We start from the raw sequence: 25,344 nt of genomic DNA, 5'->3' as shown, positions 1-25,344 counted from the left end.
AGCCTGACTCCGCATCGGGCGGTCAGTGCTTGGCCAGTGCTCCGGCCACGAGGAACGCCATTTCGAGGGACTGCATGTGGTTCAGTCGCGGATCGCAGACCGACTCGTACTTGTCGAGGAACGATTCCTGGTCCACCGGATCGGCACCGCCCAGGCATTCCGCGACGTCGTCACCGGTCATCTCCACATGGAGGCCACCGGGAACCGTGCCCAGGGCCTGGTGCACTTCGAAGAAACCGCGTACTTCATCAATGACGTCGTCGAAGTTGCGGGTCTTGTAGCCGTTCGGCGACGTAACCGTGTTGCCGTGCATCGGATCGGTGACCCAGAGAACCTTAGCGCCGGAGGCCGTGACCTTCTCCACAATGGCAGGAAGCTTCTCGCGGATATTGCCCGCTCCCATGCGCGTGATGAACGTCAGCCTGCCCGGCTCCCGCTCGGGGTCCAGCTTGTCGATGAGGCGGAGGGCGTCGTCGCCGGTTGTCGACGGGCCCAGCTTCACGCCAATGGGATTCCGGACGCGTGAGAGGAAGTCAACGTGCGCGTGGTCAAGTTCGCGCGTACGCTCCCCGATCCACAGGAAATGCGCCGAGGTGTCATACGGGAAACCGGTACGCGAATCGATGCGGGTCAGTGCACGCTCGTAGTCCAGCAGCAGGGCCTCGTGGCTGGCGAAGAATTCCACCCGCTTGAGTGCTTCGAAATCAGCGCCGCAGGAGGCCATGAACTTGATGGCACGGTCGATGTCTCGGGCGAGGGATTCGTAACGGGCGTGCGCCGGGTTTTCGGTGAAACCCTTGTTCCACTGGTGCACGGAGCGCAGGTCCGCGAAGCCGCCCTGCGTGAAGGCCCTGATGAGGTTCAGCGTGGAGGCGGACGTGTGGTAGGCCTTGAGCATCCGGGCGGCGTCATGGCCACGGGACTCGGGAGTGAACTCGTAGCCGTTGACGATGTCGCCTCGGTACGCCGGCAGGGTCACGCCGTCGCGGGTCTCGTCGTTGGACGAGCGGGGCTTGGCGAACTGGCCGGCCATCCGGCCCATCTTGATGACCGGCATCGCCGCGCCGTAAGTGAGCACCACTGCCATCTGCAGGATGGTCTTGACCCGGGCGCTGATCTTGTCCGCCGTTGCCGCTTCAAAGGTCTCAGCACAGTCGCCACCTTGCAGCAGGAAGGCTTTGCCCTCCGCGGCAGCTGCCAGCCGTTCACGGAGAACGTCCACTTCGCCGGCGAAAACCAGCGGCGGCAGCACGGAAAGTTCCCCGACAGATGCGTCGAAAACGTCCTTGTCCTGCCAGCTGGGCTGCTGGGAAACGGGAAGGTCACGCCAAACATCCAGGCCAGGATAATTGGCTGCTCCGCTCTGGGCGGTGCTGGACAGCGAAAAGGCAGGTTTTGCAGATAGCTCAGTCACTATCTAAGACTAATGTGCGCGGCTGGCTTCAGGACACCTGACCGTCACGCGTCCCGAGAGCGGCGTCACAGTCAGCCGGCTGCCGGGTCCTTACCCTCGGTCTCAGTGCCCTCGGCACCGCCGTCAGATTCAGCCCGTTTCGCGGAGGCACCGCCAGCCCCGGTCGCCGCTGCTCCCGCAAGGCGGAGCTTAACCACGGCGGCGTACTCGTCCACGTACTCCTGGCCGGAGAGGCGCATCAGCTCGAACATGATCTCGTCGGTGACCTTGCGCTGGACCAGCCGGTCCTCCGCCTGGTCGGAGAATTGGCTGAAATCCAGCGGAGCACCGAAAATCATGCCGATCCGCCGGATATTCGGCATCCGTTTGCCGATGGGCTGAACCTTGTCCGTGCCGATCATTGCCACGGGAATCACGGGCACTCCAGCCTCCAGGGCGAGCCTGGCGACTCCCACCTTTCCCCGGTACAGGCGTGCGTCGGGGCTGCGGGTGCCTTCAGGGTAGATGCCCAGCAGTCCACCGCCGGTCAGGACATCCATGCCGGCATTGAGCGATACGGCCGATGCCGCGCCGCCGGACCTGTCCATGGGCAACTGGTTGGTGAGCCTGAAGAAGAGGGCCGTCAGCCTGCCCTTGAGGCCCGTGCCGGTGAAGTACTCGGACTTGGCCAGGAAAACCACCGGCCTTCGAACCATCAGCGGCATGAAGATGGAGTCGGAGAAAGACAGATGGTTCGAGGCGATAATGGCCGCCCCCTGCGCCGGAACATTGTCCAGGCCTTTGACCCAGGGGCGGAAAAGAAGCCGTAGCACCGGCCCCAGGAAGATCCGCTTAATGACCCAATAGAACACGTGATGAACCTCTCCGGAAGCCGGCCGGCCAGCTCCTTCGTCGGGCCGGGCGGGCACTTCAATGCAACCCTACTCTAGTGAGATTTGTCCCGAACAATGACACGATGGTGCCATGACAGAAAGCAGCATCGCGCCCCGGCCTGCCGCTTTCAGCTACCCCGGCCACGGACCCAATGCCACCACCGGGATTGCCATCTGCCACGGCTTCACCGGCAGCCCCCTGAGCGTCTTGCCCTGGGCAGAGCACCTCGCCGCCCAGGGATTCGCGGTGTCGGTACCGCTTCTTCCCGGCCACGGGACAGATTGGCGTCAGCTCGCGCGCTCAAATTGGCGCGACTGGTACGGGACTTTCGAATCGGCGTACCTGGAGCTGAGCGCCCGGACGGAGCAGTGTTTTGTGGCCGGCCTCTCGATGGGCGGCGCCATTGCGTTGCTGACGGCCGCCAGGCATCCCGCAGCTGGCGTCTCTCTGGTGAATCCCGGCCTTAGCTTCTATGACCGCCGCGTGCATGTCATCGGAGTGCTCAAGTATTTCCAGCGCACTACCTTGCCCATCCAGGAGGAACAGCCGACGGCGGGCGTCACCAATGACGGCGACTATTCGCGGACGCCTTTGGCAGCCGTACATGAGCTCAAGAAGCTTTTCGGCACAGCCACGCGGGGGCTGCACCAGGTCAGCACCCCGGTGCAGGTCTTCAAGTCCCAGTCGGACGTCGTGGTGCCGGCCACCTCGCTCCTGACGCTGCGGCAGCGTTTGGGCCCACACTTGGTGGAAGTAGTGGACCTGCACAACAGCGGACATGTGGCCACGCTCGATGTTGATGCGCCAGAGATATTTGCCCGTTCCAGCGCCTTCTTCCTTGCCCATACACCCGCCGCTGCCCCGTCAGCCCGAACCGCGGCCACACCTCACACCACCTCGGAGACTTCATGACCGGCGTACCGGACCACAGCCCTTTCAGCAGCACCTTCAACGGCGCCGGAGCCCGGATCGGGGTGGCCCTCTCCCACGGATTTACGGGCAGTCCGCACGGCCTGCGCGCGTGGGCGCAGTCGTTCGCCGACGCCGGGTTCGCCGTACGCATGCCGCTGCTGCCCGGGCACGGCACCAGCTGGCAGGACCTGGCGCGCACGCGCTGGCCGCAGTGGCACGGCGCACTGGACGACGCCTACCTGGAGCTTGACTCCCACTGCGACCACGTCTTCGTCGCCGGGCTGAGCATGGGCGGCGCGCTGGCCCTGAGAATTGCGGCCAGCCGGCCCGTGGCCGGGGTGATCGTGGTGAACCCCGGCCTCGTTATCGATGATCCCCGAGCGCCCTTGGCCGGCATCCTGAAACTGGTCCTGAAGAGTACTCCGGCCATCGCCAACGACATCCTCAAACCCGGGATGGACGAGGGCGCCTACCCCCGTACGCCCGTGGCTGCGGCCCATGAGCTGAACAAGATGTTCAAGGACACCATCCGGTTGCTCCCCCGCGTCACCGCGCCCGTACGGGTCTTCCGCTCCACCGTGGACCACGTCGTATCGGACACCAGTGTGGCAGCGCTGCGCCGCGGCCTGACAAACGCACCGCTGACACTGACCACGCTGGAGAACAGCTACCACGTGGCAACGCTTGATAACGACGCTGAGGAGATTTTCCGAGGATCTGCCGACTTCATCCGGGCAGTGGTTGCCGGCACGGCAGCAGCCCGGGTCCAGGAGGGTACCGCCCATGAATAGGCCCGACTCCGGTTCACAGGACCAAAGCGCAAACCAGGACGATGCAGTGTGGCTGGACCTGGTGGCCCGGCTCGAAGAAAAGCCCGGAGCACCTACCGGCACAGTCCCGGCGGGTGCCAGCTCCCCCGGCCCGAATGCCCCGGACCCTGACGCGAAAACTCCTGATTTACCAGGCCCGGACGCCGCGGCCGGGGCTGGCAGGTCCGCGACGTTCCGCGACTTTGATCCGCTGGGCCTGGCGGGCACAGCCCCTACCGAACTGACCGCAGCCGAACGGCAGGCGGCAACGTCCGGCGCCGGTGACGGTGCGCAGGCCGGCGAAGGTACCGCTGGTTACGGCGAGGGTGGCAACGAGGCCTTCGGCCCGCGTGACTATGCCGTGGAGGACGACGCCGGGGACTTCGTGCCGGAAGAACCGCCAAGCCTTGCCGGGACGGATCCCCTGACCATGCTGGCCTGGCTCGGTGCCATCGGTGCGCCCCTTGCCTTGCTCCTGGCCGCTATGTTCTGGCGGTCCGCGCCACTGCTTGCGATTGTGGGCATGGTGGCAGCGTTCATCCTCGCCGTTGTTTACCTGATCATGAAGCTGCCCCAGGAAAAAGACGAGAACGACGACGGCGCCCGCGTCTAAGAAGCGTCCGTCACCGCATGCGGCTGCTGACCCGGGACAGATCGGCCGCTCCGATGAGCCCCGCGTTTGGCCCGAGCGCTGCCAGCTCGATTCCGGCCGCCGGACGGAAGCCCCGGCCGGTAAGATTCCGGGCGAAGGCTTTACGGGCGGGCTCCACCAGCAGGTCACCTGCCGAGCAGAGTCCCCCGCCGATCACAAACAGTCCGGGATCCAACGATGCTGCCAGGTTCGCCAGTCCCAGGCCCAGCCATTCGCCCACTTCATCAAGGAGTTCGCGGCAGGCCGCGTCACCGGCGAGTGCCAGTTCGGTGACAATCGTCCCGGTGATCTGCTCTGCGTCGCCGCCGACGGTGGCCAGCAGTTCCTGGGCAACCGGCGAATTGGCACGCGCCAGGATCCTCGCTTCCCGGCCCAAGGCGTTACCCGAAGCGTACTGCTCCCAGCAGCCCCGGTTCCCGCACTCGCAACGCTGCCCGCCGGGCATGATGATCTGGTGGCCGAATTCGCCGGCTACACCAAACCGGCCGCGCTCCACCCGCCCGTCCATCACCATGGCGCCGCCGATACCGGTGCCGAGGGTGATGCACACCAGCCGGTCCTCCCCCTGCCCCGCACCAAAGCGCCATTCCGCCCAGGCCGCGGCGTCGGCGTCGTTCGTCAGTAGCACAGGGCGTCGCAGGAGGCGCTCAAGGTTTGCCCGCAACGGCTCGTTGCGCCAGGCGAGGTGCGGACTGAAAAGCACTGTTCCGCCATCCAGATCCATCCAACCGGCCGCACCGATGCCCACCGACCAGACCCTGTGGCCGGCTCCCAATTCGTCCACGAGCTCGACGATGACCTGCTCCACAGCGCGCGGGTCGCTGCCTGGGGTCGACCGCCGGGCCTCGCTCAGAATCCTACCGTCGGCGTCTACCACGCCGGCGGCGACCTTGGTGCCGCCGATATCGATGCCGATCGCCAGCCCCTTGCGCCCGAGCCGCAGGTGCTCCCGGAACGTTTCCACCTGCCTGGGCCGGGCCCTCAATCCCAGCGGCGGCCGCCGCCGCCAAGGGGCTGGACGTCGGAGCGGATCGGCGGGCTCGCCGGGGGGCGTTGCATACATAGTGCTTCATTCTAGGGCGCCCGGGGCAGGCAGCACCGGAGGCCGGGCCCATGGCCTTCGCACTCCTCTTTGACTCCTATGTTACTGGCCAGTAGGTTTGTTTCTGCACGGCCAAGCTACAGGGCGTATTAGTCTTTAGGCATACCCTGTGCGGGTCTATGGATATCAAAGGAGCTATAGTGCGCGAATTCAGTGTTCCGCCTCTGGTTGTTGTCCCACCGGAAACCAACATCACCGATCTTGTGCTTCGGCAGGCAGCCAAGCCCAGCAACCCGGCACTCTTCTCGCGGCTGGACTCCGCAGGCGCGTGGCGGGACGTCTCGGCCACGGATTTCCTGGCGGATGTCCAAGCCCTTGCCAAGGGCCTGATGGCCAGTGGCGTGGGAGCCGGCGACCGGGTGGGCATCATGTCCCGCACACGCTACGAGTGGGCGCTCATCGACTTTGCCATCTGGTTCGCCGGCGCCGTCTCGGTGCCCATCTACGAGACCTCATCGCCGTCGCAGGTTGCCTGGAACCTCGGTGACTCCGGGGCGGTTGCCGCATTCGGCGAGGCCGCCCACCATGAGGACATCATCCGGCAGGCTGCCACGTCCGAAGGCCTCACCGCCCTCCAGCACGTCTGGCAACTCGAAGGCAGCGGACTGGACGCCGTCCGTGAGGCGGGCCGGGACGTCAGCGACGCCGACCTGGAGGCCCGCCGCTCAACGGCACAGCTCAGCGACGTGGCCACCCTCATCTACACTTCGGGCACCACCGGCCGGCCGAAGGGCTGCGAGCTGACCCACGGCAACTTCGTTGAACTGTCCGACAACGCCCTGGCGCTGCTTGGCGACGTGGTCAACGAGCAGGCCAAAACCATCATGTTCCTGCCGTTGGCCCACGTCTTTGCACGGTTCATTTCGGTGCTGGCAGTGGCCGCCGGCGCCACGGTGGCGCACACCCCGGACATCAAGAACCTGCTGGCCGATCTGCAGAGCTATCAGCCCACGTTCATCCTGGCCGTGCCGCGCGTCTTCGAAAAGGTCTACAACTCGGCCCTGACAAAGGCAGAGGACGGCGGCAAGGGTGCCATCTTCCACAAGGCCACGGAGACCGCCATCGCGTTCTCCAAAGCCCGCCAGGCCGGGCACGTTGGCCTGGGGCTGAAACTCAAGCACACGGTGTTCGACAAACTCGTCTACGGCAAGCTGCGCGCGGCCATGGGCGGCAACGTGGCCCATGCCGTGTCCGGCGGCGGCCCGCTTGGGGAACGGCTGGGGCACTTCTTCCAGGGCATCGGCCTGCAGATCCTTGAAGGGTATGGCCTTACCGAGACCACCGCCCCCATTTCGGTCAACACCCCCGCCCTGATCAAGATCGGCTCCGTCGGCAAGCCGCTGCCGGGCAACTCCGTCAAGATCGCCGAAGACGGCGAGATCCTGGCCAAGGGTGTCTGCGTGATGCGCGGCTACTACCAACGCGAAGACCTGATGGCCGATACGTTTGCCGATGACTGGTTCCGCACCGGCGACATCGGAAGGCTCGACGAGAACGGCTTCCTGTGGATCACCGGCCGCAAGAAGGAAATCATTGTCACGGCGGGCGGCAAGAACGTGGTTCCGGCCCTGCTGGAGGACCAGATCCGGGCGGATGCACTGGTCTCCCAGGTCCTGGTGGTGGGCGACAACCGGCCGTTCATCGGCGCCCTGGTGACCCTGGACCAGGAAGCCCTGCCGGGCTGGCTCCAGCGGCACGGGCTGCCCGCCACCACCACGCTTGACGAGGCGGTCGAGAGCCCTGTGGTCAAGGCCGCCGTGCAGGACCTCATCACGCAGGCCAACGCCTCGGTGTCGCAGGCGGAGGCCATCAAGTCATTCCGGATCGTCGCTTCGGACTTCACGGAAGCGTCCGGCCATCTGACGCCGTCCATGAAGGTGAAGCGGGCGCAGGTGATGAAGGACTTCGAGACGGTCATCGAGGAAATGTACGGCGCGCCGCGCGTCTAAGCGGCACTGCAAAATGAGGGGCCCTCCCGGCGGAAGTGGAAACTTCCGCCGGGAGGGCCCCTCCCTTTAAGCCTGGATTCCTTAGCCCTGCTCTACGACCAGGAGGAGGTCCCCGCCCTGGACCTGCTCCACGGCGGAGATGGCGAGCCGCGAGACTTTGCCCGCCACCGGCGTCGTAATGGAGGCTTCCATCTTCATCGCTTCGATGGTGGCCACCGTGTCGCCGGCATTGACCGTGTCGCCGGCCTTCACGGTCACGGTGACGGCGCCGGCGAACGGCGCGGCAACGTGGCCGGGCTGGGCCGGGTCTGCCTTCTCGGCGGCTTTGACGTTGCTCACCACGGAGCGGTCACGGACCACAACAGGGCGGGACTGGCCGTTGAGCGTGCACATCACCGTGCGCATGCCCTTCTCGTCGGGCTCGGAAACGGCTTCCAGCGAGGCGATCAGCCGGACACCCTTCTCCAACTGGATCTCGTGCTCGGCGCCGCGCTGAAGGCCGTAAAGGTAATCGCGGGTGTCGAGGACGGAAATGTTGCCGTAAGTCTCCACGCTCTTGAGGTAATCCTTGGTGGGGCCCTCGAAGAGCAGGCGGTTCAGCGTGTTCTGGCGGGTCTTGGAATCACCCTGGAGCGCGGCGCTGTCCTCGGGGCTGAGGTCAGCATCGCGGACCTTGATGCTGCGGCCCTTGAGCGCCTTCGTGCGGAAGGGCTCCGGCCATCCTCCGGGCGGGTCCCCAAGTTCGCCGGACAGGAAGCCGATGACGGAGTCGGGGATGTCGTAGTTCTGCGGGTTTTCGTTGAAGTCCGCCGGATCTGCGTTGAGGCCCACGAGGTGCAGGGCGAGGTCTCCCACCACCTTGGACGACGGCGTGACCTTCACCAGGCGGCCCAGGATCCGGTCCGCCGCGGTGTACATGTCCTCGATCGCTTCGAAGCGCTCCCCCAGCCCCAGAGCCATGGCCTGCTGGCGCAGGTTGGAGAGCTGGCCGCCCGGGATTTCGTGCTGGTAGACACGGCCGGTGGGGCCCGGAAGGCCTGACTCGAACGGCGCGTAGACGCGGCGCACGGCTTCCCAGTACGGCTCAAGGGAGCTGACGGCGTCAAGGCTCAAGCCGGTGTCCCGCGGGGTGTGCGCCAGCGCCGCCACAAGGGCGGAGGCGGACGGCTGGCTGGTGGTCCCGGCCAGCGAGGCGGAGGCAACGTCAACAGCATCCACGCCGGCGTCGACGGCCGCCAGCAGGGTGGCCAGCTGACCGCCGGCCGTGTCATGGGTGTGGAGGTGGACCGGGAGGTCGAAGCGTTCGCGCAGTGCGGCGACCAGTTTGGCGGCCGCTGCCGGGCGGAGCAGCCCGGCCATGTCCTTAATGGCAAGGATGTGCGCGCCGGCATCCACAATCCGCTGGGCCAGTTCCAGGTAGTAGTCCAGCGTGTACAGCTTCTCGTCCGGGTTCAGCATGTCGCCCGTGTAGCACAGGGCCACTTCGGCTACAGCTGTGCCGGTGGCCCGGACAGCGCGGATGGCGGGGGCCATCTGGTTCACGTCGTTCAGGGCATCGAAGATGCGGAAAATATCGATACCGGTGGCGGCGGCCTCGTTGACGAAAGCCACCGTCACCTCCTCCGGGTACGGCGTGTAGCCCACCGTGTTCCGGCCGCGCAGCAGCATCTGCAGGCAGACGTTGGGCAGCGCCTTCCGCAGGGCGGCCAGGCGGTCCCAGGGGTCCTCGCCGAGGAAGCGCAGCGCAACGTCATAGGTTGCGCCGCCCCAGGCCTCAACGGAAAGGAGTTCCGGAAGGAGGGCCGTGACCGCGGGTCCGGCGGCCACGAGGTCCCGGGTACGCACGCGGGTGGCCAGCAGGGACTGGTGGGCGTCGCGGAAGGTGGTGTCGGTGACGGCCACGGCGGTCTGCTCACGCAGGGCCTTGGCGAATCCTTCAGGGCCAAGCTCCAGCAGGCGCTGGCGTGATCCGGGCACGGCCTGCCGATCGCCAACGGCGGGGAGTTTGGCAGCCGGATCCGAGTGCACCTTCAGCTCGCCGTTGGGCTTGTTGACGGTGACTTCGGCCAGCCAGGTCAGGAGCTTGGTGCCGCGGTCGGCGGAGACCCGGGCCTTCAACAGCTGGGGTCGCTCGTCGATGAAGTTCGTGGCAACGTTGCCGGCAATGAAGTCGGCATCATCGAGGACGGCCTGGAGGAAGGAAATGTTGGTCGACACACCTCGGATGCGGAACTCCGCGAGGGCCCGGCGGGCGCGGGCCACGGCGGCAGGGTAGTCACGGCCGCGGCAGCTCAGCTTCACGAGCATTGAGTCAAAGTGGGGACTGATCTCGGCACCCGAGTAGACGGTGCCGCCGTCGAGCCTTACACCCGCACCGCCGGCGGAGCGGTAGCCGGTGATCTTCCCGACGTCGGGCCGGAACCCGTTGGCCGGGTCCTCGGTGGTGATGCGGCACTGCAGCGCTGCACCCTTGAGCTGGACCGTCTCCTGGGAAAGGCCAAGGTCCGGGAGGGTCTCGCCGGAGGCGATCCGAAGCTGTGCCTGCACCAGGTCAACGTCCGTCACTTCCTCAGTAACTGTGTGCTCCACCTGGATACGGGGATTCATTTCGATGAAGACGTGCTGGCCTGCGCGTTCGCCGACGGTGTCCACAAGGAACTCCACAGTTCCGGCGTTGACGTAGTTCAGGGCCTTTGCGAACTTCACCGCGTCGCGGTAAAGCGCCTGGCGGATGCCTTCGTCCAGGTTGGGTGCCGGGGCAATCTCGATGACCTTCTGGTGCCGGCGCTGGATGGAGCAGTCCCGTTCGAAGAGGTGGATGACGTTGCCCTCGGCGTCGGCCAGGATCTGGACCTCGATGTGGCGCGGGCGTAGCACTGCCTGCTCGAGGAACATGGTGGGGTCACCGAAGGCGGCATCGGCTTCACGCATGGCGGCCTGCAGGGCCTCAGGAAGGCCTTCCCGGGTATCAACACGGCGCATGCCACGTCCGCCGCCACCGGCGACGGCCTTCGCGAAGATGGGGAACCCGATCTCGTCGGCCGCGGCGATCAGCTCATCCATGTCCTTCGAGGGTTCACTCGATTTCAGGACCGGCACACCGGCCTCACGGGCAGCCTTCAGTGCTGCCACCTTGTTGCCGGCCAGCTCAAGCACTTCAGCCGGCGGGCCAACAAAGGTGATGCCCGCTTCCTCTGCCGCGCGGGCGAGGTCCGGGTTTTCCGACAGGAAGCCGTAGCCGGGGTAGATCGCGTCGGCGCCGGACTCCTTGGCAACGCGTACCACTTCGGCAACATCGAGGTAGGCCCGGACGGGATGCCCCACTTCGCCGATCAGATATGCCTCATCGGCCTTCTGGCGGTGGATCGAATTTCGGTCCTCATTGGGGAAGACAGCAACGGTCTTGGCGCCGAGCTCGTAGCTGGCACGGAAGGCCCGGATCGCGATTTCGCCGCGGTTGGCCACCAGAATCTTGGAAAACATAATTCTCCTGCATCTTTGCGGGTGTATCGGTAAGTGGTCACAGTGTCTAAGACCCGCGCTTAGAAACACAAATCACTGTGGCCACAGTCACAGAAACCTCCGTCATGTCCCGCGTGCATCAACGGAGGCTGGCAGAACCTGCCACCCATACCATCCCCGTGCCATGCCGCGTCCCCATAAGGCGGGATTCACAGGCGCAGCCACATATGATGAGTAAGGCGGCTCGAGCCGCCGGCTTCGGCAGTGCCGGAGCAAACATTACCCCCAACACGGCAGCCGGCGTTAGGTTTTGGTCTCACAAGTGCAAGTAGTCAGCATCAGCAGCCTCAAGGGCGGAGTCGGCAAGACTTCCGTCACCACAGGATTGGCGTCTGCGGCGCTTGCCGCAGGAATCCCCACCCTGGTGGTGGACCTCGATCCGCATGCGGACGCGACCACGGCCCTGGGCGTCCTGGCCGGCGATCAGCTGGACATCGGCAGGATGCTCAAGAGCCCCCGCCGCGCCAAACTGGCGGACAATGTCGCAGGCAGCTCCTGGACTGCACGGGCGCACACCAACGGGTCCGGACCGGCCGTACTGGACGTCGCTGTGGGTTCGGCCTACACCGGCATCTACGACCGTCCCGACCTTGGCCGCCGCGACCTCCGCAGGCTTTCCACAGTCCTGGCCGGCGCCGACCGCTACGATCTGGTCCTCATAGACTGCCCGCCGTCGCTGAACGGGCTGACCCGGATGGCCTGGTCCGCGAGTGACAAGGTGGCCTTGGTGGCCGAGCCCGGACTTTTCTCGGTGGCGGGAACGGAGCGGACCATGCGCGCCATCCAGCTGTTCAAGCAGGAATTTGCGCCGAACCTGTCCCCCGCCGGCATCGTGGCCAACCGCGTGCGCACGGGCTCCTCCGAACACACCTACCGGCTCGCGGAAATGGAATCGATGTTCGGTGACCTCCTGTTGAGCCCGCGCATCCCCGAACAGGCGAACTGGCAGCAGATCCAGGGCGCGGCCCACCCGGTGCACCACTGGCCCGGCGAATCGGCGAAGTCGTCCGCTGCACTGTTCGACGCACTCCTTGCCAACCTCTTGGCGACTGGAAGCGGCCTGCGGAACCGAACCCAGCGGTAACTCCCCCGGCTGCAGCGTCCCGCTGCAGCCACAGGTTCCGCGGACAACGAGAAGAGGCCACCCGTCGGGGCGGCCTCTTCTCGTTGCTATGTGTCAGGCTGTGGTGTCAGCCGATCGTGCGGGCGGCGCGCCGCTTGCTCAGTTCGTCGTCGGGAAAGGACTGTTCGATGGCGTGTTCGCTCGGCAGGGAAGCCAGGCTGCCTTCGACTTCGCGCCAGACCCTGCCTACGGCGATGCCGAAAACACCTTGGCCGCCCTGGACAAGATCGATGACCTCGTCAGCGGACGTGCATTCGTAGACGCTCGCACCATCGCTCATAAGGGTGATCTGCGCCAGGTCCTCCACTCCGCGTTCGCGCAGGTGTTCCACCGCGGTGCGGATCTGCTGAAGGGACACGCCAGTGTCCAGGAGCCGTTTGACTACCTTGAGGACGAGAATGTCCCGGAAACCGTAGAGCCGCTGTGAGCCCGAGCCGGCGGCGCCGCGGACTGCGGGCTCAACGAGCCCGGTCCGTGCCCAGTAGTCCAGCTGGCGGTACGTTATCCCGGCCGCCTTGCAGGCGGTGGGGCCGCGGTATCCGGCGTCCTCATCAAGGACGGGAAGGTCTTCGGTAAACAGGAGGCCCTGGGCACCGCTCGCGGGCACAGCCACACCAGCCGTTGTGGGCTGTTTCAGCCCGCCTGCTTCGCCTTTGGGACTCACCTGGATCCTCCTTCGATAAGCTCCCGGGGGACCACTGCATCAGCCGGTGCACGCATGAAGTCCATGCATGTAATTTCGCGGGGGTCCTACTTTTACAGTGTGACTTGCGCGGCTGCTGTTAGCAATGGGAGCTTGATACCTTCGACGTTAGGCCCGCCGCGCCCCTAGGTCAAAGATGTAGGTCTCTTGGTGCAGGCGTGTCGGAACTTTCAGGCTCAACTTTAACCTTAACGTGACCTCAGCCGTCGAAGTCTTCCGGCTCAACATCGTCCAGGAACTCACGGAACCGCCGCAGTTCGCGCTCCTCGTCCACAGTGGGGCCCGGGTCAGTGTCTTCACCCTCGTCATGCTCGGTGATGCGGACGCCGGCTTCATCCATCACGGAGTCGGCACACCAGATCCGGCACTTGGCCCGCAACGCGACCGCGAGGGCGTCCGATGCGCGTGAGCTCACGGTGGTGCCGTTGTCGAACTGGAGCTGGCCATAAAAAATGTTGTCCTCAACGGCCACAATGTTGACGCTGACAACCGAGTGGCCCAGGGATTCCACCACGTCCACCAGGAGGTCGTGGGTCATCGGGCGCGGAGGCACTACCCCTTGCTGGGCCAGGGCGATGGCACTTGCCTCAGGAGTCCCGATCCAGATGGGCACGTGGCGTTCGCCGTGGATCTCGCGCAGCAGGACGAGCGGCTGGTTGGACGGCAGTTCGATGCGAACGCCGACGATCTCCACTTCGATCATCAGATGTCCATACGTGAGATGCGGTCCTGGACCAGAGCCCGGTGCAGGACCAGGCAGAGGTCGCTGATTTCGCGGGCGGCTTCCGCAGCCCGCGCCTGTGACGCGGAATCGCGCCGGGACGCGAGCGGCGCAACTGCCCGCTCCACGAGCCCGAATTCACGTTCAGCAGCGGCCTGGAACGGACGCAGGTGGCGCGGTTCAAGGCCGTGGCTCTCCAGTTGCACGCAGGCACGGGCAACCTGGAGGGCGTGCTCGTCGAACTTGCCGTTGCTGTGGCTGACCAGTCCGAAGCTCAGCAGGGATTGAAGCAACGGAATGCTGGCACCGGATTCAGTCCGCAGCTGTTCCTCGCTGAATTTCCGGCCGCGGTTCTGAAGCTCCACGGCCAGTTCATCCGAAACGATCCGAGGGGAAACCACGACGCCGGGCGGCAGGTTCTCCGGCCGTTCTCCCCTGTCAATCGCATCAAGGTAGTCCTTGATGACTTTCAGTGGCAGGTACTGGTCCCGCTGCAGCGCCAACACAAAACGGAGACGCTCGACGTCACCGTCCGAGTACTGCCGGTATCCGGCCGGAGTGCGGCGCGGATTAATCAGGCCTTTTTCCTCCAGGAATCTGATTTTCGACGCGGTCATACCCGGAAAGTCGCCGCTGAGCTGCGCGAGGACTTCCCCGATGTTCAGAACTTGGGGCCCCCGGCGTTCCGGTTGTGCCATTGCCACAGGCAAGTGTCCCGGGATCAGGCGCGGCCTGCTGCGCGGGCAGGGCTCAGGTAGAAGGTAAGACGGAACTTGCCGATCTGGACTTCGTTTCCGGACTTCAGCTCAACACTGTCCACGCGGTCGTGGTTAACGTACGTGCCGTTGAGGCTGCCGGTATCCACCACTTCAAAGCTCCGCGCTGTGCGGCGGAACTCGACGTGGCGCCGCGATACGGTGACGTCATCCAGGAAGATGTCCGCGTCGGGATGACGGCCGGCCGTGGTGGTGTCCGTGTCAAGCAGGAAGCGGGCACCCGCGTTCGGGCCGCTGTGGGCAACCAGGAGCGCGGAACCGGCCGGCAGTGCCTCCACGGATGAACGCTCGTCCATGGACAGCTTGGGGGCGATCGTGGGCTCGTCCGTGACGGGGGTGAGATGGATCGAGGTGGTCTCCGAAGCCCTGGCTGCACCTGTGCCGTGCTCGCCTTCGGCAGGGACCTGTTCGTGGCCAACCATGGATTCCTCCTCTTTCGCTGCAGCTCTCAGGCCTGCAATCAACATTTGCCCTGACGGACCCGCCTCGCGGATCCGTTGCCGGGCACCGATCCGGCCGCTGACGTGCGAAGACGCCCGCTGGCCGGACCGGATGAACCCGGTAGCTTCAGCCTACCTGCTGTTCGTACTCGGATGCACTGAGCAAGGATTCCACAGCGTCTGCTTCGGCAAGCCGGATCTCGATCAGCCAGCCGTCGCCGTACGGATCGGAGTTGATCAAGGCCGAATCGGTATCGAGGGATTCGTTGCGTGCGACCACTTCGCCGCTCACCGGAGCATAGATATCGCTGACGCTCTTGGTGGATTCGACTTCGCCAACGACTTCGTTAGCGGTGACTTTAGTACCCGCTTCCGGCAGCTGGGCGTAGACAACATCTCCGAGTGCGTCCTGCGCGAAGTCGGTGATGCCCACCCGGACCACGCCGTCGGCGCTCGGTGCGGATACCCACTCGTGCTCGGCAGTGTAGGACAGGTCTTCGGGAATGTTGCTCATCAGGGGCCTTTCATCGGGTCAATCACCAATGTCAACGGGGCCTGGAAAACAAGCCGCCGCTGAAAGTATAGGCACAACTCCACGGGCGTTCGAGGAGGATTCTGACATGATGAGACGCATGAGAACACACTCACAGGAATCGCCCGCGAAACAGGCGAACTGGGCTGCGCGGATCATCCTCGTTGTGGTGGCGCTGGTGGTCCTCACTGCCGCCTACTTTGCCTTTGCGGCGATCCTCCCGGTCTGGTGGGCGAATGTCATCCGCAACCAGGTCCAGGGCAACCTCGGGGCAGGCATCCTGGTGGGGATGTTCTACGGGTTCGTTTTCACGTTCGTCCCCCTCCTGGTGGCCTGGCAGGCAACGCGCAAATCCTTGAACTGGCCCTGGAAGCTGGCCATCCTCGCCGCCGCCGTGGCCCTCGCGTCCCCTAATTTGCTGACCGCCGGAATCATGTTCGGCAGCTCGCAGGCCGCCCACAACGGACAGCGGATCCTTGGCACCGAGGCCACCTGGTTCCCTATGTGGACGCAAATCTCGGCCATCGCCGCCGCTGTCAGCTTTGTTGTTGGCCTGGTCCTGTGGAGGGTCTGGCGGCAGCGCGGCAAGAAGATGAGGGCGCGCAGGAAGGCAGATGCCGAGCGCATCATGGCGGCGAAGGCGGCCAATGACACCGCGGCCAGCTCACCTGTTCCTGAGGCACCTGCCGCCACCGACAGCCAGGCTGACCGCAGGTAAAGCCGTGCCGGAGCTACCCGAGGTTGCAGGCCTGGCCGGTTTCCTGGACGAGCACTTGCGCGGAGCGGTGGTGCGGAAGATCCAGATCGTTTCCTTTGCGGTGCTGAAGACAGCGGATCCGCCCTTCACCGCGTTGGAGGAGTGCACCATCAGCGGCGTCCGCCGGTTCGGAAAGTTTGTCAGCCTTGACACCGACGGACCTTCGTTTGTCTTCCACCTCGCCCGGGCAGGATGGGTACGTTTCACGGACTCCCCCACCGGCACCCAGCTCCGGATGGGAAAGGGCTACATCGCTGCCCGGCTGGCGTTCAGCGGGCCGGACGGTGACCATGGCATGGATCTCACCGAGGCGGGGACCAAAAAGAGCCTGGCCGTGTACGTGGTGAGCGATCCCCAGGATGTGCAGGGCATCGCGGCCCTTGGGCCGGACCCGTTCAGCGCAGCGTTCGACGCCGACATGCTGGTGGAAATTCTTGGCTCCACGTCCCAGCAGATCAAGGGCGTCCTGCGGAGCCAGAGCGTGATCGCGGGGATCGGAAACGCCTACAGCGACGAGATCCTGCATGCTGCAAGAATCTCCCCTTTTGCTACCGCCAAGTCCTTGGACCGCGACACAGTGCAGTCGCTGTACAACGCCATCCACAGCGTGCTCGGAACCGCCCTGGCTGAAGCCGAGGGGAAACCACCCAGCGAGCTCAAGGACGTCAAACGCGGCCACATGCGGGTCCATGCCCGGACCGGCGAGGCTTGCCCGGTGTGCGGTGACACCGTCCGGGAGGTGTCTTTCGCCGATACGTCCCTGCAGTACTGTCCCACGTGCCAGACCAAGGGAAAGATCCTGGCGGACCGCAGGACATCGAAGTTCCTGAAATAGGCCGGGTGACGAAACATGCAAAAAGGACGGCACAAAACAGAAGCGTCCCGGAGAAAATTCTCCGGGACGCTTCTGTTTTGGTCGGGCTGACAGGATTTGAACCTGCGACCCCTTGACCCCCAGTCAAGTGCGCTACCAAGCTGCGCTACAGCCCGTTAGTTCCGCCGTTCTCCGCTGCGTTTACTCCTGATGTTAGCCAGGATTTCAACTCAGCAGTCCGGCCGAACCACCTTGAAAAGCTTACACGATTCCGGAGGGTGCAAGTGACACTTTGCCGCCTGCACGCCCCCGGCGTGACCTAATTAACGCTTCTTGCCACGCTTTTCGCGGACGCGCATGTTGACCTCGATGGGCGTGCCCTCGAAACCGAACGTTTCGCGGAGCCTGCGGGTGATGAAACGGCGGTAGCCCGGGTCCAGGAACCCGGTGGTGAACAGCACAAACTTCGGCGGCCGGCTGGACGCCTGCGTGCCGTACAGGATGCGCGGCTGCTTTCCGCCGCGGACCGGGTGCGGGTGCGCTGCCACAAGCTCGCCGAGGAAGGCATTGAGCTTGCCGGTGGGGATGCGCCGGTCCCAGTTCTCCAGCGCCAGGTCAAGGGCGGGAACCAGGCGGTCCTTGTGCCAGCCGGTCAGCGCGGATATATTGACCCGCGGCGCCCAGGCCACGTGGGCCAGGTCCTGCTCGATTTCACGCTCCAGATAGGTGCGGCGTTCGTCGTCGAGCAGGTCCCACTTGTTGAAGGCCAGCACCAGGGCACGGCCCGACTCGATGGCCAGCTGCAGGATGCGGACGTCCTGCTCGCTGAGCACCTCGTCAACAGCGAGAAGAACGACGGCGACCTCCGCCTTCTCGAGCGCGGCCTGCGTCCGGAGGGAGGCGTAGTAGTCGGCGCCCTGCGCCATGTGCTGGCGGCGCCGGATGCCCGCCGTGTCCACAAAGCGCCAGGTGCGGTCGCCGAGTTCAATGAACTCATCCACCGGATCACGGGTGGTACCGGCGGTGTTGTCCACTACTACACGCTCGGACCCTGCCAGCTTGTTCAGCAGCGATGACTTGCCCACGTTCGGGCGGCCGATCAGTGCGATGCGGCGCGGGCCGCCCGAGCGTTCCAGGCCCTCAATCGTGGAGAACTCCGGCAGGGTGTCCATCACGTGGTCCAGAAGGTCGGCGACGCCGCGCCCGTGCAGGGCGGAAACGGGGTAAGGCTCGCCGAAGCCGAGGCCCCACAGGGTGGCGGAGTCCGCTTCCTGGGCGAAGTCGTCCACCTTGTTGGCCACCATGATGACCGGCTTCTTGCTGCGGCGGAGCATTTTCATAACGCCCTCGTCCGTTGCGGTGGCGCCCACCGCGGAGTCGACGACGAAGAGCACGGCGTCGGCCAGTTCCACGGCCATTTCCGCCTGTTCGGCCACCCGGGCGTGGATGCCGCGGGCATCGTGCTCCCAGCCGCCGGTGTCCACGACCGTGAAGTTGCGCCCGTTCCAGTGTGCCGAGTACATCACCCGGTCCCGCGTCACGCCGGGAGTATCCTCGACCACGGCTTCGCGGCGGCCCAGGATACGGTTCACGAGAGTGGATTTGCCCACGTTGGGACGGCCGATGATGGCCAGCACGGGATCGAGCTTGACCGGTCCGTCAAAGTCCTCGTCGTCGAATTCCCCGCTCAGAAGGGCGGCGTCTTCGTCGTCGAGTTCGTAGTCGGCCAGGCCGGCGCGGAGCGACGCGGCACGCAGCTCCGCTTCGTCGTCGTCCATGGCGGCCAGCCGCTCGGCCACCTGGTCCGTGCCGGTGGGCGTGTATTCGTCTTCGCCGGCGCCGGAGTGGCCGGAGGTTTGAGTCGTATCGCTCATTGCACTTTCCTTAGTGGTCATCTGCCGGCGTCCCGGCTACTGCTGTGAAGTTCGTGCGGAAATCCGCGTGGGGCAAAGGCTGCCCACTGTGTTGGATGGTCTCCTGGACGTGCCCCGAAAGCGCAGCGCGGATTTCCATTCCCGCCCTGTCCATTGAAGCACGGCCCGTTTCGCCGGGGTTTCGGCTGAGGGTCAGCGCGTCGCCGAAGCTGACGTGGAACCGCCGCCCCGGCCTGGGTACTGTGTCGAGGTGTTCGTTGCCGGTCCGGGTGCCGAGGATCGCCACGGGAACCACTGGGGCGCCGGAGTTCAGCGCCAGCCAGGCCACCCCGTTGTTGATGTCCGTTGCCTGGCCGCTCCCCCGAGTACCTTCCGGAAGAATCCCGATGCAACGGCCGGCGTCGAGCATGTTTTTGCTCAGCAGCAGCGCTGCCCGGTCCCCGGAGCGGTCCACCGGCAGCTGGCCTGAGGCCCGAAGGACCCGTCCCAGCACTCCCTTGAACATCTCCTTCTTAACCAGAATGTGCATGGCACGCGGCGACGCACCGAACATCACCGGCCCGTCCAGGAAACTGATGTGGTTGCCGGCAAAAATCACCGGCCCGCCTGTAGGCACGTTGTCCCGGCCAGTGACGGACGTCCGGTACACCACATGGTCAAGGAGCCAGCCGACGGGCCGGCTCCAGGTCATGGTCAAACCCAAGGGAAGGCGCACGCCGCCGTCAGTCACGGTTAAGCACCTTCGTGACGATCACGAGTGCCGCATCCACGGTCTCGGCGAAGTCCAGATCGGACGAATCCAGGGTGACAACACCGTCCGCAGCCTGGGTGAAGTTCACCACCGTGGAATCCTTGGCGTCGCGCTGGGTGACCTGGGCGGCGAGCTGCTCCGCATTCTGCGTGCCGCCCAGCTGGATGCCGCGGCGGCGAAGCCGGGCTTCCTCACTGGCCGTCAGCAGCATGCGGACTTCAGCGCCCGGCGCGACGACCGTGGTGATGTCCCGGCCCTCCACCACGATGCGGCGGTGGTGCTTTTCAATTAGCTCACGCTGCCGGCGGATCAGTTCGGTCCGGGCACCAAGGGTGGTGGCCACCGTACTGACCGCTGAAGAAATTGCCGGTTCGCGGATGGCGTCCGTGACGTAGGTCCCGTCCACGCGCACGTAGTCCTCCCGCGGCGTGGTGCTCAGTTCCAGGACCAGGTCCCGGGAAGCCTGCTCCACGGCGGCGGCATCGCTGAGGTCGATTCCGGTGGTGACGCAGAACCAGGTCAGGGCCCGGTACATGGCGCCGGTGTCCAGGTAGGCAAGATGCAGCCGTCGGGCCACTTCCTTGCTCACACTGGACTTGCCGGAGCCTGATGGTCCGTCGATGGCAACCACCAGGGGCCTGCCGACGCGTAAGGCCGGAAAGGTGTCAAGAAGTTCTTGTGTCATTACTGCAATACCCGCCATCCGCGGTCGTTGAGTGCTTCGATCAGATGGTCATGCTTGTTCGGCAGCACGGACAGTTCCACCATGCCCACGTTCTGACCCGAAGAATGGTCCAGCCGAAGGTCCTCCACGTTGACGCCGATCTCACCGATTTCGGTGAGCAGCAGCGCGATCTGTCCCGGCCGGTCATCCACGAGGACCGTCAGCCATGAGTAGGCCTGCGGCGGGCCACCGTGCTTGCCCGGAATACGGGCCTGCCCGGCGTTGCCTTCGCTGATGAGCTGGGCAAGGTCAAGCCTGGCACCTGGCGCCAACGGTTCCTCCAGCGTGCCGATGAGCCGGTTCAGGTCCTCGCGGACGCCGTAAAGGATCTCTACAACCTTCGCCGCGTTGCCGCCCAGGATCTGGACCCACAGCGTGGGATCGCTGGCGGCAATCCTCGTGACGTCCCGCAGCCCGTTGCCGGCGAGGGACAGCGCGTTAAGCGGCGTCCCCTGCAGCCTGCTGGCCAGCAGGGAGGACATGATCTGGGGCAGGTGCGACACCAGGGCAACGGCTTCGTCGTGTTCGTCGGCAGTGAATTGGGAAACCACAGCTCCCAGGTCGGTCGCCAGGGAGCGCGCGGTCTGCACGGCCGCCGCGGATGATTCCGGGCCCGGACAAACCACCCACGGCATGGACGTGAAGAGCTCACCGCGGGCCGCTACGGGCCCGGACTTTTCACGCCCGGCCATCGGATGGGTGCCCACATAGCGGGTGAGGTCCGCGCCGCGGCCGCGCAACTCCGCCAGGATGGCAGCCTTGACGCTGGCGATGTCAACCACCACGGAGTCCGGGTAGTCGGCAAGCGCACGGGCCACGACGTCGGCGGTCACGTCCGGCGGTGCTGCCACCACCACAAGCTCCGGCGTCCCGTCCCGGAGCTGGTCCAGGGGCTGGCCGGCACCGATGTCCACGGCAACCGCCTGGTTGGTAGGCGACGGGTCAGACAGGAATACGGGCACGCCGCGGCCACGCAGGCCCAGCCCGATGCTGGCACCGAGCAGGCCGGTGCCAATCACCACGACCGGTCCGTTGAGGTGTCCCCGCCCGTGGGAGCGAAATGCGGACATGCGTCAGAGTCCTACGGATGCCAGCAGGTGGCCGACTTCCTGCTTGCCAAGGTTGCGGATGCTGCCCTGGCGCTGGTCGCCCAGACCGATGGGACCCACCTTGACGCGCACGAGGCGCAGGACCGGGAACCCGACGGCGTCGAACAAACGCCGGACAATCCGGTTCTTGCCCGAGTGCAGGATTACTTCGATCAGCACGTGGCCCGGGGTGGAGTCCACCAGCTTGAAGGAATCAACGGAGGCAAAGCCATCCTCAAGCTCCACACCTTCCCTGAGCTGGGCGCCGACTCCCTGCGGGAACGGGCCGCGGACCTGGACCAGGTAGGTCTTGGGGACCTCATAGGACGGGTGGGTCAGCCGGTTGGCCAGTTCGCCGTCGTTCGTCAGCAGCAGCAGGCCCTCGGTGGCGACGTCCAGCCGGCCCACATGGAACAGGCGTTCGCCCTGGTGGGTCTTCCGCACAAAATCGCTGATGCAGGGGCGGCCATCGGGGTCCTCCATGGTGGACACCACACCCTTGGGCTTGTTGAAGACCATGTACACGAGGTTTTCATCCAGCTGGATGCGCAGGCCATCAACGTGGATGACCGCAGTCTTGGGGTCCACACGGACACCAAGCTCAGTGACCACCTGGCCGTCGACTTCCACCCGGCCTTCGGAGATCATCTCTTCGCAGACGCGGCGCGAAGCCACGCCCGCCTGTGCCATGACCTTCTGGAGGCGGGTGCCATCGGCGTCGTGCATTTCAGACTGCGGAACAGAACCGCGGGGTCCGCGCTGGCGGGCAGGCTTGCGCACGGGGCCAAGGTTCTGGCCGAAACGTTCGCTGCCAAAGGCGCGAGAGGCCGCGGCTCCGGGCCGGCCGGTGCGTGGCTTGGGCTTGAGTGCGCCCGGAGTGCCGGGAGCTTTGTTGGCGCCCGGCTTGCGGGCGGCAGGCTTGCGCGCCGAGGCGGCGGGCTTCCAGTCGGAGGCACCGCGGCTGGCCGGCGGCGACGCCGGGGCATCGCCGGGATCCACAAAAGGCTCCTCGCGCGGCCTCGGGGCCTTGAACGGCCGGTCGCCGCCGCCGAATCCGGCGTTACGCTTGCCAGCGCCGCCGCGGAAACCGCCGCCTGCCGCGCTGGGGCGGCCGCTGCCGCCCTGTGCAGGGTTACGGCTGGCGCCGCCCTGTCCGGCATTGCGTTCTGAACTGTTGCGTCCCGAACTGTTACGTGGTGAACCCTGGCGTCCCGCCTGTGTCATGACCCGTCCTTCGTTATTTGGCCGGCTGGTTGTCCAAGAACAACCCTAGCCAGCCATGCAGAAATTATCTGCCCTTATGAATATTCGTGTGCGTACGCGGGATTTCCCGCCTACATTCTGTCGGCGTCGTAGAACTCCGAGATGCCCTCAAGCCCCGGAAGATGGGGTGAAAGCTGAGGCAGTTCCGCTGCGGAGCCGATTCCCATCCGTTCCAGGAAATACGACGTGGTCCGGTAGAGGATGGCGCCCGACTCAGGATCATGTCCCGAATCTTCGATCAGCCCGCGCTGGGTCAATGTCCGTACGACAGAATCGACATTGACTCCTCGAATTGCAGACACCCTGGCCCTGGAGACAGGCTGGCGGTACGCGATGACAGCCAGTGTTTCCAGTGCCGCCTGTGTGAGCCTGGCCGTCTGACCCTCAAGCACAAACCGTCCGACGATCTCGGCGAAGTCTGCGCGGGAGTAGATCCGCCAGCCACCGGCGATGTTCCGCAATTCGAAACCCCGGGGGCTGGCACTGAAACCAAAATCGCTGGCATCGTCCATGTCCGGGGCTTTAACAGTATAGCCGCTATACTCCTGCTGCAGTTCCGCCAGTAACTCATCGACGACAGCGACGGTCAGGTTAAGGCCGGCGGCCAGTTCGATGGCGGTGGCCGGCTGGTCCAGGACCATCAGGACCGCCTCGAGTGCAGCCTTTGCGCCGCCGGGAAGATCCCGGACGTCGACGCCCGGCTCCGGAAGTTCTCGGCTCACGGCAGTTCCTCGTATTCTTCGCTTAGGTTTTCTGTTGACCATTCCCGGCCATCCACTGTCCAGTGCACGGTGAGATCACCAAGCGGCGTCACCTGGTCAAAGGACACTGCCCTGTCCCGGAACATCTCCAGCAGGGCCAGGAACCTGGCCACCACTACCAATGTGGAATCGGCGTCGGCGATCAGCGCGCGGAAAGACAGGGGCTTCCCCAGCTGGAGCCGGAGCCCCAGGATCTCGGCCTGTTCCTTCACGCTGACGGCACTCCCATGCAGGTGGGCAACGCCCACCTCGGTGGGCCGCGGCGCCTTGGGCTTCAGAGCGGACTCGGCCAGGCGGGCGAACTGTTCCGGCGAGTGCTTCCACACCAGTTCCGGGAGCATGGCGGCAAAGTGCTCCTCCAAGGCCACCTGACGCGGAAACCGGCCGGCTTCCTGTTCAAGGGTTCCAGCCATCAGAGCCGCCACCTGTTTGAATGCCTTGTATTGGAGAAGCCTCGCAAAAAGGAGGTCCCGTGCTTCCAGCAGGGCGATGTCTTCATCGTCCTCCACTTCGCCGGCGGGCAGGAGCCGCGCCGCCTTGAGGTCCAGGAGGGTGGCGGCGATGACCAGGAATTCACTGGCTTCGTCCAGTGCCCATTCCTCGCCGAGCTTCTGGAGCTTCCTGATGTACTTGATGAACTCATCAGTGACGGTGCCAATGGCCACCTCGGTGATATCCAGCTGGTGCTTGGCGATCAGGCCCAGCAAGAGGTCGAACGGGCCGGTGAAGTTGGCCAGCCGCACCTCAAAGCCGGGTTTGGACTCGGCCACGGCCTGGCTAGGGCGCTCCGCCGCGCGAAATCAGCTCTTTGGCCAGGCGGCGGTAGGCATCGGCACCGATGTGGCTGCCGGCGTAACTGGTGATCGGCTCGGCCGCGACGGTGGCGTCCGCGAACTTGATGGAGCGTTTGATGACGGTCTCGAAGACTTTGTCACCGAAGGCTTCCACCAGACGGGTGATGACTTCGCGACTGTGGAGCGTACGGGCGTCATACATCGTGGCAAGGACACCATCAACCTGCAGGCCAGGGTTCAGCCGGTCCTGGACCTTGTCGATGGTTTCTACCAGCAGGGCTACTGCCCGGAGGGCGAAAAACTCGCAGATCAGCGGAATGATCACGCCGTGGGCGGCGGTCAGGGCGTTGACCGTCAGCAGGCCGAGGGAGGGCTGGCAGTCAATCAGAACAACGTCGTAATCGTCTTCGACTTTTTTCAGCGCCCTGTCCAGGACCTGCTCACGGGCTACTTCGTTGACCAGCTGCACTTCTGCGGCGGAGAGGTCGATGTTGGCCGGCAGCAGGTCCACGTTTTCGACGCCGGTCCGGTGGATGGCGTCGCGGATGTCCACCTTGCGGTCCATGAGGACGTTGTACACCGTCAGGTCCAGTTCGTGCGGGTTGATGCCGAGGCCCGCGGAAAGCGCACCCTGCGGATCGAAGTCAACCAGCAGTACCTTGCGGCCGTATTCGGCAAGGGCCGCTGCCAGGTTGATGGTGGACGTGGTCTTGCCAACGCCGCCCTTTTGGTTGACCATTGCGATCACGCGCGCGGGACCGTGGGACGACAGCGGAGCGGGTTCCGGAAATTCGCGGTGGGGGCGCCCGGTGGGGCCCATCACGGCGTCTTCCAGATCGAGTTCCGTGCCTTCCAGAGTTGCCGAACCCTGTTCGCTGCTCACGTATCTATCCACACTTTCGATGACGGTGATTTTCCTGCCGCTGGAGCTCCAGCGCTGATCCTGCTTTCAACCTAGGCTACAGGCCTCGACACGGTATTCGAGGGAAC

The 25,344-nt window shown here is 65.2% G+C and carries 24 protein-coding genes and 1 tRNA gene; 7 read left to right on the top strand and 18 right to left on the bottom strand.

What is annotated here, in order from left to right; genetic code table 11:
• Positions 1-22: 22 nt before the first annotated feature.
• Both FYJ92_RS07095 and FYJ92_RS07090 read right to left on the bottom strand, forming a co-directional pair.
• Entirely contained in the window at positions 23-1,414 is a 1,392-nt protein-coding gene (locus FYJ92_RS07095; RefSeq protein WP_185263211.1) for a class II 3-deoxy-7-phosphoheptulonate synthase, read from the bottom strand.
• 71 nt (positions 1,415-1,485) lie between these two features.
• Positions 1,486-2,265 carry a 1-acyl-sn-glycerol-3-phosphate acyltransferase gene (locus tag FYJ92_RS07090; protein WP_255482339.1) on the bottom strand — a complete coding sequence of 260 codons (780 nt, stop codon included), beginning with the start codon at positions 2,263-2,265 and terminating at the stop codon, positions 1,486-1,488.
• Positions 2,266-2,377: 112 nt separating this feature from the next.
• Here FYJ92_RS07090 and FYJ92_RS07085 point away from each other — a divergent pair, with 112 nt between their 5' ends.
• From FYJ92_RS07085 to FYJ92_RS07075, 3 genes are read left to right on the top strand one after another with little or no spacing between them, the layout of a single operon-like run.
• The gene (locus FYJ92_RS07085; RefSeq protein WP_185263210.1) at positions 2,378-3,199 is read left to right on the top strand and encodes a carboxylesterase; all 822 of its coding nucleotides are present in this window, start codon (positions 2,378-2,380) and stop codon (positions 3,197-3,199) included.
• Positions 3,196-3,990 (top strand): carboxylesterase, encoded by a 795-nt coding sequence (locus FYJ92_RS07080; RefSeq protein WP_185263209.1) that lies wholly within the window; start codon positions 3,196-3,198, stop codon positions 3,988-3,990. The genes FYJ92_RS07085 and FYJ92_RS07080 overlap by 4 nt, the downstream gene beginning before the upstream one ends.
• The gene (locus FYJ92_RS07075) at positions 3,983-4,621 is read left to right on the top strand and encodes a hypothetical protein (protein WP_185263208.1); all 639 of its coding nucleotides are present in this window, start codon (positions 3,983-3,985) and stop codon (positions 4,619-4,621) included. Before FYJ92_RS07080 ends, FYJ92_RS07075 begins: the two co-directional genes overlap by 8 nt.
• A gap of 10 nt (positions 4,622-4,631) precedes the next feature.
• Here FYJ92_RS07075 and FYJ92_RS07070 read toward each other — a convergent pair whose 3' ends face one another.
• Positions 4,632-5,723 (bottom strand): ROK family glucokinase, encoded by a 1,092-nt coding sequence (locus FYJ92_RS07070; protein WP_185263207.1) that lies wholly within the window; start codon positions 5,721-5,723, stop codon positions 4,632-4,634.
• Positions 5,724-5,902: 179 nt separating this feature from the next.
• Here FYJ92_RS07070 and FYJ92_RS07065 point away from each other — a divergent pair, with 179 nt between their 5' ends.
• Positions 5,903-7,711 carry a long-chain fatty acid--CoA ligase gene (locus FYJ92_RS07065; RefSeq protein WP_185263206.1) on the top strand — a complete coding sequence of 603 codons (1,809 nt, stop codon included), beginning with the start codon at positions 5,903-5,905 and terminating at the stop codon, positions 7,709-7,711.
• A gap of 81 nt (positions 7,712-7,792) precedes the next feature.
• Here the strand turns inward: FYJ92_RS07065 and FYJ92_RS07060 are convergent, their stop codons facing one another.
• On the bottom strand, positions 7,793-11,194 hold the full coding sequence (locus FYJ92_RS07060; RefSeq protein WP_185263205.1) for a pyruvate carboxylase: 3,402 nt from the start codon (positions 11,192-11,194) through the stop codon (positions 7,793-7,795).
• A gap of 301 nt (positions 11,195-11,495) precedes the next feature.
• Here FYJ92_RS07060 and FYJ92_RS07055 point away from each other — a divergent pair, with 301 nt between their 5' ends.
• Positions 11,496-12,317 (top strand): ParA family protein, encoded by an 822-nt coding sequence (locus FYJ92_RS07055; protein WP_185263204.1) that lies wholly within the window; start codon positions 11,496-11,498, stop codon positions 12,315-12,317.
• Between the two features lie 106 nt (positions 12,318-12,423).
• On the opposite strand, the gene FYJ92_RS07050 is transcribed toward FYJ92_RS07055, so the two are convergent.
• The 5 genes from FYJ92_RS07050 to gcvH form a co-directional block, all read right to left on the bottom strand.
• Entirely contained in the window at positions 12,424-13,020 is a 597-nt protein-coding gene (locus FYJ92_RS07050; RefSeq protein WP_185263203.1) for a MerR family transcriptional regulator, read from the bottom strand.
• Between the two features lie 238 nt (positions 13,021-13,258).
• Positions 13,259-13,762 carry a bifunctional nuclease family protein gene (locus FYJ92_RS07045; RefSeq protein ID WP_185263202.1) on the bottom strand — a complete coding sequence of 168 codons (504 nt, stop codon included), beginning with the start codon at positions 13,760-13,762 and terminating at the stop codon, positions 13,259-13,261.
• Positions 13,762-14,478 carry a MerR family transcriptional regulator gene (locus tag FYJ92_RS07040; protein WP_185263201.1) on the bottom strand — a complete coding sequence of 239 codons (717 nt, stop codon included), beginning with the start codon at positions 14,476-14,478 and terminating at the stop codon, positions 13,762-13,764. The genes FYJ92_RS07045 and FYJ92_RS07040 overlap by 1 nt, the downstream gene beginning before the upstream one ends.
• 23 nt (positions 14,479-14,501) lie before the next feature.
• Entirely contained in the window at positions 14,502-14,978 is a 477-nt protein-coding gene (locus FYJ92_RS07035) for an FHA domain-containing protein (RefSeq protein WP_185263200.1), read from the bottom strand.
• Between the two features lie 145 nt (positions 14,979-15,123).
• Positions 15,124-15,510, bottom strand: a complete 387-nt coding sequence (gcvH, locus tag FYJ92_RS07030; RefSeq protein WP_185263199.1) for a glycine cleavage system protein GcvH — start codon at positions 15,508-15,510, stop codon at positions 15,124-15,126.
• 118 nt (positions 15,511-15,628) lie between these two features.
• Between gcvH and FYJ92_RS07025 the strand changes: the two genes are divergently transcribed.
• Together FYJ92_RS07025 and FYJ92_RS07020 are read left to right on the top strand one after the other, a co-directional pair.
• Entirely contained in the window at positions 15,629-16,246 is a 618-nt protein-coding gene (locus tag FYJ92_RS07025; protein ID WP_185263198.1) for a hypothetical protein, read from the top strand.
• Positions 16,247-16,250: 4 nt separating this feature from the next.
• Positions 16,251-17,120: an Fpg/Nei family DNA glycosylase gene (locus FYJ92_RS07020; protein WP_185263197.1), complete on the top strand. Its 870-nt coding sequence runs from the start codon at positions 16,251-16,253 to the stop codon at positions 17,118-17,120.
• A gap of 78 nt (positions 17,121-17,198) precedes the next feature.
• On the opposite strand, the gene FYJ92_RS07015 is transcribed toward FYJ92_RS07020, so the two are convergent.
• From FYJ92_RS07015 to FYJ92_RS06975, 9 genes are all read right to left on the bottom strand, one after another.
• Positions 17,199-17,275, bottom strand: a tRNA-Pro gene (locus tag FYJ92_RS07015).
• 147 nt (positions 17,276-17,422) lie between these two features.
• Positions 17,423-18,973 (bottom strand): ribosome biogenesis GTPase Der, encoded by a 1,551-nt coding sequence (gene der, locus FYJ92_RS07010; protein ID WP_185263196.1) that lies wholly within the window; start codon positions 18,971-18,973, stop codon positions 17,423-17,425.
• Positions 18,974-18,983: 10 nt separating this feature from the next.
• Entirely contained in the window at positions 18,984-19,664 is a 681-nt protein-coding gene (locus tag FYJ92_RS07005) for a 1-acyl-sn-glycerol-3-phosphate acyltransferase (protein ID WP_185263711.1), read from the bottom strand.
• 31 nt (positions 19,665-19,695) lie between these two features.
• On the bottom strand, positions 19,696-20,409 hold the full coding sequence (cmk, locus tag FYJ92_RS07000) for a (d)CMP kinase (protein ID WP_185263195.1): 714 nt from the start codon (positions 20,407-20,409) through the stop codon (positions 19,696-19,698).
• A complete protein-coding gene (locus tag FYJ92_RS06995) occupies positions 20,409-21,518 on the bottom strand; it encodes a prephenate dehydrogenase (RefSeq protein ID WP_185263194.1) in 1,110 nt (369 codons plus the stop codon). The genes cmk and FYJ92_RS06995 overlap by 1 nt, the downstream gene beginning before the upstream one ends.
• 3 nt (positions 21,519-21,521) lie before the next feature.
• Complete coding sequence (locus tag FYJ92_RS06990) at positions 21,522-22,760, bottom strand: pseudouridine synthase (RefSeq protein ID WP_185263193.1); 1,239 nt, start codon at positions 22,758-22,760, stop codon at positions 21,522-21,524.
• A gap of 110 nt (positions 22,761-22,870) precedes the next feature.
• Positions 22,871-23,440: an SMC-Scp complex subunit ScpB gene (locus FYJ92_RS06985; RefSeq protein WP_255482388.1), complete on the bottom strand. Its 570-nt coding sequence runs from the start codon at positions 23,438-23,440 to the stop codon at positions 22,871-22,873.
• 77 nt (positions 23,441-23,517) lie between these two features.
• Positions 23,518-24,330: a ScpA family protein gene (locus FYJ92_RS06980; protein WP_185263191.1), complete on the bottom strand. Its 813-nt coding sequence runs from the start codon at positions 24,328-24,330 to the stop codon at positions 23,518-23,520.
• A 7-nt stretch (positions 24,331-24,337) separates the two neighbouring features.
• The gene (locus FYJ92_RS06975; RefSeq protein WP_185263190.1) at positions 24,338-25,237 is read right to left on the bottom strand and encodes a ParA family protein; all 900 of its coding nucleotides are present in this window, start codon (positions 25,235-25,237) and stop codon (positions 24,338-24,340) included.
• Between the last annotated feature and the right edge of the window lie 107 nt (positions 25,238-25,344).

The organism is Pseudarthrobacter sp. NBSH8, from assembly GCF_014217545.1.
In the GTDB taxonomy this organism is placed as follows: Bacteria; Actinomycetota; Actinomycetes; order Actinomycetales; family Micrococcaceae; genus Arthrobacter.
Note: the sequence above shows the minus strand (reverse complement) of the source record. Positions and strands in the feature narration are given on the sequence as shown.